This is a genomic window from Bradyrhizobium sp. UFLA05-109 (genome assembly GCF_054185165.1).
The window spans coordinates 44,286-57,204 of the sequence record NZ_JBBIAR010000008.1 but is presented as its reverse complement, the minus strand read 5'-3'; the positions used below and the strand labels follow the sequence as shown (position 1 = coordinate 57,204).

The window sequence follows — 12,919 nt, the reverse complement described above, 5'->3', positions numbered from 1 at the left end:
CCTCGATCCCGATACGCCCGCTCGCCGCGGGCGTATCTTGCTTTGGGGCGGCCCTCACGCCGCCCCAGCGTCGATGCAGCCTTCCATGATCCGATCGATCTCCTCGCGCGAGAGGACGCCGATCTCGGCAACGAAGACGATCCGCGTCCGTGGCGTCCCCGCAGGCAGCGTCCCGCCCGCGGCCAGCGTCGCCCGACCGCCGGCCAGTTGAAAAACCATCAGCCGCCCGGGCTGCTCGACAGTCTCGAACAGGCCCTTCGCCCGCGCCAATCTTGGCGCGAGTCGGCCGATCGCCGCCTGCAACCGCGGCAGCGATACCGGCCTATCCGCGGTCCAGCTCATGGTCTCGAACCGCTCGGCAGCCGGTCGTTTCGGCCCAGGCTCGCGCGGCACCGGCGCGCGATCGACATCGGGCGCAAACAGCAGCGCCGCGGGCACTTCGCCATGGACAGCGTCGACCAGGACGGCCGAGGGGCGCATCGCGCGGATTGCGTCGCGCATCTGCGCGGCACCGGCGCCGTCGACCAGATCCACCTTGCTCAGGGCGACCACATCGGCCGCCCGCACCTGCGACCGCAACAACGCGTCGTCCAGCATGGCCACCCGCATCGTCGCGTCCACCACGCACATCACGGTTTCCAGCGGCGCTTCGCGAAAGATCAGCGGATCCATCAGGTTGCGCACGACATCCGCAGGATCAGCCACACCGCTGGTTTCGATCACGATGACATGCGGGCGCGGATCACGCCGCAGCAGCACGGCAAGCGTGCGCAAGAGATCGCCTTCGAGCGAGCAGCAGATGCAGCCATTGGCGAGGCTCACCACGCCGTCGGCGGCACCCGTGATCAACTCGGCGTCGATGTTGATCGCGCCGAAATCGTTGACGACGGCTGCAATTCGACGCCCGTCGGCATGCGCCAGGAGGTGGTTCACGACCGTGGTCTTGCCCGCCCCGAGGAAGCCGGCCACGAGCAGAACCGGAACGGACACGCCTCAAGCCTCGACGACGGGCCGGCGCACTGGCCGGCCGGGCCTTGCCGCCACGTCCAGCACGCCATCGGTGATCAGCGGATGGCCACTCACCACGAGATGGCGTACGCCCTCCGAGACACGGTTCATCGCGGAGAATTCCGCCCGGTCGGTCAGCGTCTCGTAGTCGAACACCACGATGTCGGCGTCGGCACCGGCTGCGAGCCGTCCCTTGGCACGCATCGCGGGCGTGCTGTGCTCGAGAATCTGTGCCGGGATCAGCGCGCATTTGCGGATGCCTTCAAGCAGCGAAATCGCGCGGCGCTCGCGCACCCACTCGCGGATGAAGCGCGTAAAGCAGCCGGCCGAACGCGGATGGGACGTGGCGTCGTTGGGTAGCGGCCACGCATCGCCAGTGTAGGTGCGGCCATCGGCGAGCGTCCAGGGCATGGCGTCGGACGCGATCGCGCCGCCTGGATACAGCACCGACATATCCAGGAGATCGCGGTGGTGCGCGTTGTTCTCGATATCGAGGATGTGCCAGAGCACCAGCGTGGAGGGCTCTGCGGCCTGCGCCGCCAGCAGCTCCTCGCGGTCGCGGAAACGCCGGCCGTCGGCGACCCGCTGCACCGAGTCATAGCCGGTGCCGTTGCGCGCTACGAATTCGGGGTCGCTGAAGAACGCGGCCGCAAGCACGGTCGAACCGGTGCCGTAAGGGTAAGCCTCGACCGTGATCGGAAGGCCCTGCGCCTGCGCCTTGGCCACCAGCTTCACGCAACGTTCGATGTCGGTCTTGCTGGAGGAGTTGAAGTGGCAGATGTGCATATGCGCGCCGGTGGCGCCGGCATAGCCGATCAGGCGGATATAGGCTTCGGCCGCGCTTTCCGGATCGATACGCGACATGAAGGCGACGTGGGTGAAGGTCGGCACGTCATGGCTGGCCGCCAGCTGGCAAACCGCGGTGAGCTCCTGCACGCCGGCGCCGGGGGCGTAGGCGTTGAGGATGCCGATGCCGATGCCACCCTCGTTGAGCCCATCCGCGAGACGATCGAGGATGCCGGCCACCTCAGTGTCGCTCGCCACGTTGTCGATCCAGCGGCGATCGCGCATGGCATTGCCGAACGCCTCCAGCGAGCTTTCCGAGTTGGAGCCCGTCATCGCGCCGATGCGCGCGAAAGCCCAGTTGGTTGAGGCGCCATAGTTGAGCACGCGTCCTTTCGCCGCCTGCTTGCGATACCAGGCCGCGACAGGCAGCACACCGGCCTCGAGGTCGAGCGTCGTCGTCACGCCGTCGAACGCCTGCATGCGATCGGCGGGGATTGACTGGCCGTGCGCATGCAGATCGATGAAGCCGGGCGCCACCACGAGGCCACGCGCATCAATCGTCCGCTCGGCGCCGCCAAGGGAGGTGCCGACCGCGACGATCCGGCCGTCCATGACGGCGACATCGCCGACAGCATCCGTCCCGCTGGCCGGATCAACCACCCGACCACCCGCGATCACCAACCCGCCCATTCAGCTACTCCCGCATTCCAAAAAGCGGCGCGAGCGTAGCTAGTGCAATCAACGCGTCAAGGCGCGTACTGGAATGCTAGCTCCGCAATCCCGGCGCTTCCTGGCCGGTGCGGGCGACGTATTCAGTGTAGCCACCGCCATATTGGTGGACGCCCTCGGGTGTCAGCTCCAGCACGCGGTTGGAGAGCACGCTGAGGAAGTGCCGGTCGTGCGAGACGAACAGCATGGTGCCCTCGAAATCCGACAGCGCCGTGATCAGCATCTCCTTGGTGGCGAGATCGAGATGGTTGGTCGGCTCGTCCAGCACCAGGAAGTTCGGCGGGTCGAACAGCATCTTTGCCATCACGAGGCGCGCCTTCTCGCCGCCCGAGAGCACGCGGCAGCGCTTCTCGACATCGTCGCCGGAGAAGCCGAAGCAGCCGGCGAGCGCGCGCAGGGACCCCTGCCCCGCGGTCGGGAACGCGTCCTCCAGCGACTGGAACACGGTGCGGTCGCCGTCGAGCAGGTCCATTGCGTGCTGAGCGAAATAGCCCATTTTGACGCTGCCCCCCAGCGCCACCGTGCCCTGATCGGGATCGCTCGCACCGGCCACGAGCTTGAGCAGGGTCGACTTGCCGGCGCCGTTGACGCCCATCACGCACCAGCGCTCGCGGCGACGGATCATGAAATCGAGCCCGTCATAGATCCGTTTGCTGCCGTACCCCTTGTGGACGTTCTTCAGCGCGACGACGTCCTCGCCCGAGCGTGGCGCCGGCATAAAGTCGAAGGCGACGCTCTGGCGGCGGCGCGGCGGCTCGACCCGCTCGATCTTGTCGAGCTTCTTCACCCGGCTCTGAACCTGCGCGGCATGAGACGCGCGCGCCTTGAAGCGCTCGATGAACTTGATCTCCTTGGCGAGCATCGCCTGCTGACGCTCGAACTGCGCCTGCTGCTGCTTCTCATTCATCGCACGCTGCTGCTCGTAGAACTCGTAATCGCCGGAATAAGTGGTCAGCGAGCCGGAGTCGATCTCGACCACCTTGGAGATCACGCGGTTGATGAATTCGCGATCATGCGAGGTCATCAGCAGCGTGCCCTCGTAGTCGCGCAAAAACGTTTCCAGCCAGATCAGGCTTTCCAGATCGAGATGGTTGCTCGGCTCGTCGAGCAGCATCACGTCGGGACGCATGAGGAGGATCCGCGCCAGCGCCACGCGCATCTTCCAGCCGCCGGAGAGCGCACCGACGTCGCCCTCCATCATCTCCTGGCTGAAGCCGAGGCCGGACAGAGCTTCGCGCGCGCGGCCGTCCAGCGCATAGCCGTCGAGCTCCTCGAAACGGTGCTGCACCTCGCCATAGCGTGCGATGATCTCCTCCATCTCGTCGGCACGATCGGGATCAGCCATCGCCGCCTCGAGCTCGCGCAGCTCGGCCGCGACCACGCTGACCGGGCCCGCACCATCCATGACCTCGGCCACGGCGCTGCGGCCAGACATCTCGCCGACATCCTGGTTGAAATAGCCGATGGTGATGCCGCGATCGATCGAGACCTGGCCCTCGTCAGGCAGCTCTTGCCCCGCGATCATGCGGAACAGCGTGGTCTTGCCCGCGCCGTTCGGGCCGACAAGGCCGATCTTCTCGCCCTTGTTGAGCGCTGCGGAGGCTTCGATGAAAAGGATCTGGTGGCCGGCTTGCTTGCTGACGTTGTCGAGGCGGATCATGAGGTCTTTTTGGGGGGAATTTGCGTTGCGGCGTAAATAGGCCATGCCGGCCGCCAGGGGAAGCCCGGCTGCGCCCGGATTCCGCCCCGACAGCAGCAAAATTCCCGCAAATTCCCCGGGTCGCAAGCGTCGGGAGCTGCTCGCCTTGGCCCACAAAACCCGACCGAAGCGGATGTCAGATCCGCAGCACGAGCGAACGACACGTTCTGTCGCCGTTTTGGCCCGCACGGATGAACCCCGTCGCATCTTCGCGCGACAGAAGGCCGATCCTCGAAACCTGGACCTGACACCGATGTTGACGCGACGCAGCCTTACCCTCGCCGCCGCCTGCCTGCTGACCGCTGCCCCCGCCCGCGCCGGCGATGCCTCGGCCACCGCCTTCGTCACGGGAATCTACGATTCCTATCGTGGCAAGGACGCCAAGGGCGTGTCGCTCGACAACGAGAGGAGCATTCGCCGCTACTTCGAGCCGCGGCTTGCCACCCTGATGGCCAAGGACCGGAAGGCCGCAGCGCGGAGCGGCGCTGTGGGACAATTGGATTTCGATCCGTTCCTCGACGCGCAGGATTGGGACACAACGACCTATGACATCACTGTCGGCGACGCCACCGCCGGCAAGGCGCAGGCCACCGTCAAATTCGTCAATCAGGGACAACCCATGATCGTCCTGCTCGACCTGCTGCAGTTGAAGACCGACTGGCGTATCCACGACATCACCTGGGTCAACAACGGCAAGACCGCGACGCTCAGGGAGATGTTCGTGCATTAAGGCTTATAGACCTCGACCGTCTGCATCATGCCCATCTCCTCATGGTTCATCATGTGGCAGTGGAGCATGAAGACACCGGTGAAATCGAGGAAGCGGGAGCGGAACACGACCTCCCCACCCTTGCGCTCCACGATCACGGAATCCCGCCATTCCGGCGTCGCCAACGCCTTGCCGTTGACCGAGACCACCTGGAACGGATTGGTGTGGATGTGGAAGACGTGGTCGTCGTGCTCGTGCGTGTTGACGATGGTCCACTCCTCGACCGCGCCAAGTTTGACCCGATGATCAATACGCGCGGGATCGAACTTCTTGCCGTCGATGAAGAAGCCGAATTCCTGCCAATGGCCAGCGGCATCGGCCTCCGGCGCGGTCGCCGACAGCACCACCTTGCGGCGGTTGGTGATCTCCGAGTCCTTGATGGTCGCGAGGGGCGCCGGCGGAAGTGCTCGTGGCAGCTTCATGTCCATCGGCGCGCCCGACACCACGACCCGCGCCAGCGGGCCGACCGGGGATGGATGCCCCTGATCGTAGGGCGCCGCGTTGAAGGCATAGGTGCCTGGGCTGCCTGCTTTCACCAGGATGTCGGCGCGCTGACCCGGCGCGATCAAAAGCTGTCTTAGCGGCTGAACGGCGCCGAACTGGATGCCGTCATAGGCAACCGCGTGCAGATCGTGCTTCTCCAGGTCGAGCAGCATGTCGTCCTGATAGGCGGCATTGAGGATGCGCCAGCGCTGCACCTCGCCGGGGCGCATCTCGATCACCGGCCGCCGCTGGCCGTTGATCGCGAGAAAGCGCGTCGCCGTCTCCGGGAACAGCGTCTCGAAATTCTCGATCATGCCGTTGGCATCGTATACCACCTGGCTCAGCACAAGCAGGCGCTCGCGCGCCGCCGTGATCTCCGGAACGTCGGCGAAATCGCCCTCGACGATAGCGGCGCCCACCATGCCGCTGGACATCTGGATGTCGGCGCTGCCGTGGTGGTGGGGGTGATACCAGTAGGTGCCGCGGGTGTGGTCGGCCGGCAGCGTGATCTCGATGTTGTAGCTGTGGCCGGGCGCCATCGAACGCATGACGTTGTCGGCAATGCCGCTCGGGCTGACATGCGCGCCGTGGAAATGGAAATTGGTGTTGTTGAACTGGTGAGGATGGCTGATGTCGGCGGGCAGCCCGTCTCGGTTCGGCGGCAGATCGTTGATCATCTTGATCCGCAACGTCTCGCCGGGCTTCATGCGCAAGGTCGGTCCCGGACTGCCGCCCTCGTACGACCTGACATAGAGCCTGACGCCGCCGATCTGGCGATAGGCGTAGCTACAGCGCAAGGTCGTACTCAGCACGCCGTTGACGGACCGCCGCACCTCGGGCTCGACCAGCGGCTGATCCATGGCCGGAACTGGCGTTTCCGGTACCATGCCCATGGCTGGCGACATGTCCGCGGTGTGCGAGGCGTCGGCATGGTTGTGCATCACGTGCTGGGCGTTCGCGGCGCCAGCGAACAACGACAGCGCGCCCATCTTGAGACCGCAATCAAGCAGTTGGCGCCTTGTGACTCCGGTCGACGTGCTAACCGGAGAGAGATCGTTCAAATTCTGCCCCATGTGAGTTCCCGCCCCTCGTCATCCAATTCCCTCAATCAAGTTGATTCGACTGCCAGGCAAGCGGAAATGGAATTCTCAATCCGCGCACACGTGACACGCCAGGTCTTCATCTGATGTAAACGCGCTACCCGTTTCTATGCCTGCATGACGAATCATGACAGCTTCACGCGAGCGTTGGCGCGTACCCTCCGGGCACCGATGCCGTCAGCATCATGATGTGCTCGAAACCTTGTACAAGGATCAGAACATGCGGCCTTCGCGACGCGAGCTCGTGAAGTGGTTATCGGCGGGCGGCATCTCGGTCAGCCTGTCGCACCTGGCTTCGGCGGCAAACGCTCCTTTTGCGGCTCATGAGACGCTTCCCGGGCGCGGCAACTTCAATCCTGCGACGAAAGGTGCGGGCCGCGTCGACGGCGTCGCCAAGGTGACGGGCGCAAAGCTCTACGCCTCCGATTTCCGCGCCAACGATCTGCCGGGCTGGCCACAGGCCACCTCGCACGCGATCCTGGTCCGCGCCAACGATGCCACGCACGTCTACACCGGCATGGACCTCAAGCGGCTCGGCGGCGCGCTCAAGCCTTCGGTCATCGTCACGGCCGCAGATCTCGACCGGATCGGAACGCAGGTGCCGGACTTCTATGCCGGTGATCTGTTCTGCCCCGTCGGCAAGACGCCGCTCTATCTGGGTCAGCCGGTCGCGCTCCTCATCTTCGAAAAGTTCGACGCCTTCGACCAGGCACGCCTCGTCCTGCGCGACGGGACCTTCGTCAAATTCGGGGAGGAAACCGGGCCGGTGATCGCGCCTGATTACGGCTCCTTTCGCTTCACTCGCGTGGCAGGTAGCGCGCCTGAGAAGCCGGATATCTATTCGCCGATCCAGGCCGGCTGGGTTTCGCCCAAGAAGGTGCAGAGCGCCGCGCTGCCGGTGTGGTCGCCGCTCGCCAAGGAGATGCCGGCCGATTACAGCAAGGCCGCCAAACATGGCGAGCAGATCCGCACCGAGCTTGCGGCGGACGATGCTTCGCTGCTCGTGCTCGACCGCGAGTTCGAGACGCAATCGGTCGATCCGATGTTTCTCGAGCCGGAATGCGGGCTTGCCTGGTACAACAGCAAGGGCGGCAATCTCGAGCTGGTGCTCGGCGTTCAGTCGCCCTATGAGGCCGCCGAGTCGATCGCGCATCTCTTGGCCAAGGCTCGCGCACCCTACAAGCCGGCGCATATCAACGCGCAGTTCGCCCACGTCGGCGGCGGCTTCGGCGGCCGCGATCACACGCCTTTCATCCTTTATGTCGCGCTGGCCGCGGTCTGCTTCCCGGGCAAGCCGGTGCGGCTCGCTCATGACCGCTACCAGCAGTTCCAGGGTGGCATCAAACGCCACCCGATCAAGATGCGCTCGCGCATCGGCATCGATCGCGCGAGCGGGACGATCAAGGCATTCGCCGCCGATCACGTGCTCGACGGCGGCGGTCTCGCCAATTTCTCGGCCAACGTCGCCGTGGTCGCCGCCACCGGCGCGATCGGCATCTACGACATCCCCAAGGTCGACGTCACGACCGTGGCGCTGCATTCGCGCGGCGTCACCGCGGGCTCGATGCGCGGCTACGGCACGCTGCAAACCATGACCGCGCTGGAAGTGCTGATCGACGAGGCGGCAAGCGAGCTGAAGCTCGACCCGATTGAATTCCGCCGCCGCAATGCGCTCAAGCAAAACGGCCGGACCATGACGGGCAATCCCTATATCGTCTCGGTGCGCACGCCGGAAATCCTCCACAAGCTCGAAAAGCATCCGATCTGGCAACAGCGCGCGCAGTTCAAGCAAGGCGCATCCGACCGCCTGGTCGGTACCGGTGTTGCCTGCGTGACCAAGGACTACGGCTCCGGCGCGGACTGCTCGCTCGGCCGCGTCGAGCTGACCGCCGACGGCAAGATCGCGATCTTCTGCGACCACGTCGAGATGGGCAACGGCGTCGGCACGGCGCTCGCGAACCGGGTGGCGAGCCATCTCGGCTCGATAGCCGACGAGGTCTCGGTCGCCCGCGTCGACAGCTACGACGCGCTCGGACTCGTCACCTCCGGTGATCCCTACACGATGGATCAGAAGACCCAGGATGCAGCCGAGAGGAATCCGCGCTGGGTGCCCGCGATCAGCTCGGCCACATCAGCCTCGATCGGCGCGCATGTCGGCACGCATTCGTCTGCAGAAGCTGCCCGCGTCATCTTCCGCTTCGGGCTGTGGCCGGCGGCGCTGGAGCTCTGGCACATCCCGAAGGCCGATCCTCGTGCAAGGCAATGGGCCAGCGCGCGCTGGGAAAATGGCCAGCTCGTCATGCCCGGCCTCGAACCACTCGCGCTGCCCGCGCTTGCCGCAACCGCCCATGCGCGCGGCTTCGTCACCGGTGCGGTCGCGCACAGCTTTTCCCGCTGGGCCTGGTCGCGCGCCCGCTTTCCGCTGTTCGGCGAGCAATACCGCGCCGACATCGACGCCCTCGCAATCCGCCGGGGCAGCGGCAAGTTCGAGCGCATCAACCGCACCAGTGTCAAGTTTCCTCCGACCGACAACAACCGCATCGGCACAGCCTACACCTCGATGTGCGGCACGGTCGTCCGCGTCGAGATCGAGCGCGCGACCGGCGCCTTGCGCATCGCCAAGGCCTACAGCGTGTTCGAATGCGGCACCGCGCTCGTGCCCGAGGTCGTCATGGGCCAGGCCCATGGCGGCTTCGCGATGGGCGTCGGCTACGCGCTGCTCGAGACGCTGCCGCCCTTCGAAGGCGGCCCGGGCAACGGCGAATGGAATCTCGGACGCTACCTCGTCGCGCGCGGCTCGGACCTGCCCTTGCGCGATCTCGAGATCGAGATGCTGAAGCCGCTGACGCCGGACGAAGAGCCCAAGGGCATGGCGGAGGTCGTGATGATCCCGATTGTGCCGGCGCTCATCAACGCCATCCATGATGCCACCAGCCACCGCTTCCGTGCGCTGCCGGTGACGTCAAGCCTTTTGAAGGGAGTGCTCGCGTGACGACACTTAGCCTCACCATCAACGGCCAAAAGCATGGTCCGGTGGAGGTGCGCGACGACCTCTCGATGAACGACTTTCTGCGCGAGATGCTCGGCATGACCGGCACGAAGTTCGGCTGCGGCGCCGCGCAATGCCTGAGCTGCGCCATCATCGTCGACGAGCCCGACGGCACCAGCTACACCAGCCCGACCTGCATCGCGCCGGCCGTGAATTTCGACGGCAAGTCGATCCGCACCGTCGAGGGACATGCCAGGGATGGCGACCTCTCCGCGCTGCAAAAGGCCTTCATCGACCATTTCGCGTTTCAGTGCGGCTACTGCACGGCGGGCTTCCTCAACGAGGGACAGGTCCTGCTCGAGCGCCTCGCGCGCAAGCCGGTCCCCCGCGACGCGCTGGAGCAGACGATTGCCGACGCGCTCGACGGCCATCTCTGCCGCTGCACCGGCTACATCAAGTATCATGAGGCCGTGCGCGACGTGATCCTTGCCGACTCGAACCGCTACCTCATCGCCACCAAGTGACACGAGCCATGATCTCCGACGCGCGCTTCAAGACGATGGCCGTGATCGCGGCGCTCGCCAGCAGCCTTTGCGCGGGCCTTGCTGCCTCCGAGACGGCGAGTCATGCTCTGGCCTCGCCCGAGAGCTTCGCCAACATTACCGACACTGAAAAACGATCGGCCGCGATTTTCACCGAGCTCGGCAAGGTGCTGACGCATCCGCGCTGCACCAACTGCCATCCGGCCGGCGACAGCCCGCGGCAAGGCGACAATCCGCATCTCCATCAGCCGCCGGTCACGCGCGGCGCAGACGGCCATGGTCTGGAGTCGATGCGCTGCCACACCTGTCACCAGAAGGCCAATTTCGAGCCCGGTCGCGTGCCCGGCCATCCCGAATGGCATCTTGCCCCACGTGAAATGGCCTGGGAGGGCAAGACGATCGGCGAGATCTGCGAGCAGATCAGGGACCCCGCGCGCAACGGCGGTCGCAAGGTGGAGGCGCTGATCGACCATATCGGCAAGGACACGCTGGTCGGCTGGGCCTGGAAGCCGGGCTTTGGCCGCTCGCCGGTGCCTGGCACGCAGGCGCAGGCTGGTGCGCTGGTCGAAGCCTGGGTGAAGACCGGAGCCGCCTGTCCCGCGCCGTGACGAGAAGCTAGGGCGAGTAGTCATAAGCGTCGGCTTCCGAAGGTAAAGCGGCAGTCGCCCGGCTTGGTCGTCATCGACGGCTTTTTGACCCGAAATAGAGGTCGAGGCAGCTAGAGCTTCCTTGAGCTGACTACATGCGCGAATACATCGAACGCTAGGCCACCCGCCGGCGTAGCGTAGCGCGCGAGAACATTCTCCGCTTCTGCCAGGATACGGTTGATCGTTGGCTCGGGCAGAATAACGCCCATCACGGGCAACCAGCCCTTAATTTCCGCCTCTACGAACTCGTGTGTGGAGGGAAATCGTGCTGTACCTTGATGAGTCGTGACATTGATAGATCCGGCTTCTGCGTCACCGAAGAGCGCGGCGAGCACTTGTCGGTCCCCGAGCACGAAGGGCGCCCGCAGCGCGTCGCCAGCGGCGTTGCCAGCGATGCGGTCGAGCAGGGCCACGAGAGCAGCGAATGCGGGGGCATTCTCTAGGGTGCCCCAAACCGCGACTGCGCAGCGTCCACCAGGAACCATCACGCGCAACATTTCACGAACCGCCATGTTGCGGTCGGCAAAGAACATGAGCCCGAACTGGCAGACGACTGCGTCGAAGGATTGATTCGGGAACGGCAGCGCCTCGGCCGTGCCCGTTTGCCAGTCGATTGCGGACGAAATACCGTTTGCCACCGCCAGCATTCCAGCATGCGGGTCAATGCCGACGACATGGCCGGTCTGTCCCACACGCATTGCCGCCTCACGGGCCAGCACGCCGGTGCCGCACGCGATATCTAAGACTCGATCTCCAGGCTTAATGTGCGCGGCATCTGCCACGATTGGAGCCCATTGCCGGAAAAGAGCGGGAACGAAGAGTGCCTCATAGGCCGTTGCTGCCTCGATCAAAGCTTGTGGGACCGACATGTTCTTGCCTCGCTCGCAGAATTGCTTTCCACAGGGCACCGAGTATCTCAATCTCTGTCGTGCGTAGGGCTGCGACCGGTCTCATTTCACGCAGGTGGCGATACCTCGGCCGTTAAATCGTTCGCTGCGGCTAACGCCGTTCGATGTCGATCGCGCAATCCACGAAGAGATACGCAAATTGCCATTCCCTCTCAGGAGTCACCCGGTGCGGAAACCTTGGAGCACGAAGAATAGGCCACCGGTAGGAGAAAATGTAAGCCAACTCTCAAGCGCAAGGGCGCGCCATCATGACGCAACCAAGCCGCAAGGCAGACGATGGTCTGGAAACGTTACGTGACGGCCATCCCGCGCCCGCTGGTTCATGCCACCCGACAGCATGCCGTACATCCACCTTTTTTCCCCTACTGGCGGATAGTTCGTTCCGATCACGAGGTGGGAGCATGTCAGTTGCTGGCCCATCAGCGAAGTGACCGCGCGCTCGTTGAGGTCCGGCCCCGGGGTGAAAGCGGACTTGATTTGCTCACGTTGAGTTCCTCGCATTTTGACCCAACTGAGCCATCTGCGCCGCAGGATTGTTGCGATGCAGAGCGCGTGGATATAGAAAAGGACTACGGCGGCAAGATCGTCCGCAACGCCAACGGCGCTGCGCCCCTCCCCAGCATCCGGTCCCTATCGCATGACCAAAGCGCGCGCCGTGCCCATGCCCAGCAACAGCGTGCTTGCGCCGCTTTACGCGGGTGCGGACCTTTTGGACGCCTTTGCAATTCAACTGCCGGCGGGGGCCAGCGATGATCTAGAGGTACTGGCACGCGCCGCGCTCGAGCGACAGGCGTGGTGGATTCGTGCGCTCACTCGTGTCCGCGATGTGGTGATGGCGACAGTCGCCGTCAAATCGTCGCGCGCCGTCGGTCTTGCCGCAGCGGCGCGTGGGTCGGTCATCGGCTTCTTCCCGGTGCTGTCAAAGAGCGCGACGGAGTTGGTAGTGGGCGCGGATGACTGGCATCTCGACTTCCGCGTCACCATCCAGCTTCGCGCCGATGCAGCAAATGGGCGCGAACTGGTCGCGGGTACCGTGGTGCATTGCCATAGCCGACTGGGGCGCACCTATCTTACGACGATAGCACCGTTTCATCGCGTGATTGTGCGGGCCAGTTTAGAACAGGCGGCAAGAGCAATGAAGATTTAAGCATGCTTTGGTGGTCGCGACTGGCTGTAGTCGGCCATTAGCGGTCCGTGGCGCATCGCGCGAAGTCGCTGAGGTCCGGACGCGCGGGTATAGCGGACTAGATTTGCTCACA

10 protein-coding genes are annotated in these 12,919 nt (G+C 64.7%); 5 read left to right on the top strand and 5 right to left on the bottom strand.

The genetic code is table 11. The features are described 5' to 3' along the window. Positions 1-54: 54 nt before the first annotated feature. From Q3C01_RS07605 to Q3C01_RS07595, 3 genes are all read right to left on the bottom strand, one after another. The gene (locus tag Q3C01_RS07605; protein WP_458144702.1) at positions 55-990 is read right to left on the bottom strand and encodes a CobW family GTP-binding protein; all 936 of its coding nucleotides are present in this window, start codon (positions 988-990) and stop codon (positions 55-57) included. A 3-nt stretch (positions 991-993) separates the two neighbouring features. Continuing rightward, the gene (locus Q3C01_RS07600) at positions 994-2,484 is read right to left on the bottom strand and encodes an amidohydrolase family protein (RefSeq protein ID WP_458144701.1); all 1,491 of its coding nucleotides are present in this window, start codon (positions 2,482-2,484) and stop codon (positions 994-996) included. Between the two features lie 76 nt (positions 2,485-2,560). Then, a complete protein-coding gene (locus tag Q3C01_RS07595; RefSeq protein WP_458144700.1) occupies positions 2,561-4,183 on the bottom strand; it encodes an ABC-F family ATP-binding cassette domain-containing protein in 1,623 nt (540 codons plus the stop codon). A 292-nt stretch (positions 4,184-4,475) separates the two neighbouring features. On the opposite strand from Q3C01_RS07595, the gene Q3C01_RS07590 reads away from it, so the two are divergent. Next, complete coding sequence (locus Q3C01_RS07590; protein WP_458144699.1) at positions 4,476-4,952, top strand: DUF3828 domain-containing protein; 477 nt, start codon at positions 4,476-4,478, stop codon at positions 4,950-4,952. Here Q3C01_RS07590 and Q3C01_RS07585 read toward each other — a convergent pair. Next, positions 4,949-6,547, bottom strand: coding sequence for a multicopper oxidase family protein (locus tag Q3C01_RS07585; protein WP_458144698.1), 1,599 nt, complete (start codon positions 6,545-6,547; stop codon positions 4,949-4,951). The two genes, Q3C01_RS07590 and Q3C01_RS07585, sit on opposite strands and share 4 nt — an antisense overlap. Positions 6,548-6,794: 247 nt before the next feature. On the opposite strand from Q3C01_RS07585, the gene Q3C01_RS07580 reads away from it, so the two are divergent. Genes Q3C01_RS07580 through Q3C01_RS07570 form a run of 3 tightly spaced genes read left to right on the top strand, consistent with a single transcriptional unit; the run spans position 6,795 to position 10,713 of the window. Next, complete coding sequence (locus Q3C01_RS07580; protein ID WP_458144697.1) at positions 6,795-9,566, top strand: xanthine dehydrogenase family protein molybdopterin-binding subunit; 2,772 nt, start codon at positions 6,795-6,797, stop codon at positions 9,564-9,566. Continuing rightward, entirely contained in the window at positions 9,563-10,087 is a 525-nt protein-coding gene (locus tag Q3C01_RS07575; protein ID WP_458144696.1) for a (2Fe-2S)-binding protein, read from the top strand. Before Q3C01_RS07580 ends, Q3C01_RS07575 begins: the two co-directional genes overlap by 4 nt. An 8-nt stretch (positions 10,088-10,095) precedes the next feature. Further along, the gene (locus Q3C01_RS07570; protein ID WP_458144695.1) at positions 10,096-10,713 is read left to right on the top strand and encodes an Isoquinoline 1-oxidoreductase subunit; all 618 of its coding nucleotides are present in this window, start codon (positions 10,096-10,098) and stop codon (positions 10,711-10,713) included. A gap of 110 nt (positions 10,714-10,823) precedes the next feature. Here Q3C01_RS07570 and Q3C01_RS07565 read toward each other — a convergent pair whose 3' ends face one another. Continuing rightward, a complete protein-coding gene (locus tag Q3C01_RS07565; RefSeq protein ID WP_458144694.1) occupies positions 10,824-11,621 on the bottom strand; it encodes a methyltransferase domain-containing protein in 798 nt (265 codons plus the stop codon). Between the two features lie 676 nt (positions 11,622-12,297). Here Q3C01_RS07565 and Q3C01_RS07560 point away from each other — a divergent pair. Beyond that, positions 12,298-12,807, top strand: coding sequence for a DUF2867 domain-containing protein (locus tag Q3C01_RS07560; RefSeq protein ID WP_458144693.1), 510 nt, complete (start codon positions 12,298-12,300; stop codon positions 12,805-12,807). Positions 12,808-12,919: the final 112 nt, after the last annotated feature.

What these genes read in the sequence shown, in the direction of transcription:
- Q3C01_RS07590 (WP_458144699.1), top strand. Translation starts at nt 4,476, where the DNA reads ATGTTGACGCGACGCAGCCTTACCCTCGCCGCCGCCTGCCTGCTGACC.
- Q3C01_RS07580 (WP_458144697.1), top strand. Translation starts at nt 6,795, where the DNA reads ATGCGGCCTTCGCGACGCGAGCTCGTGAAGTGGTTATCGGCGGGCGGC.
- Q3C01_RS07600 (WP_458144701.1), bottom strand. Translation starts at nt 2,484, where the DNA reads ATGGGCGGGTTGGTGATCGCGGGTGGTCGGGTGGTTGATCCGGCCAGC.
- Q3C01_RS07560 (WP_458144693.1), top strand. Translation starts at nt 12,298, where the DNA reads ATGACCAAAGCGCGCGCCGTGCCCATGCCCAGCAACAGCGTGCTTGCG.
- Q3C01_RS07570 (WP_458144695.1), top strand. Translation starts at nt 10,096, where the DNA reads ATGATCTCCGACGCGCGCTTCAAGACGATGGCCGTGATCGCGGCGCTC.
- Q3C01_RS07565 (WP_458144694.1), bottom strand. Translation starts at nt 11,621, where the DNA reads ATGTCGGTCCCACAAGCTTTGATCGAGGCAGCAACGGCCTATGAGGCA.
- Q3C01_RS07595 (WP_458144700.1), bottom strand. Translation starts at nt 4,183, where the DNA reads ATGATCCGCCTCGACAACGTCAGCAAGCAAGCCGGCCACCAGATCCTT.
- Q3C01_RS07585 (WP_458144698.1), bottom strand. Translation starts at nt 6,547, where the DNA reads ATGGGGCAGAATTTGAACGATCTCTCTCCGGTTAGCACGTCGACCGGA.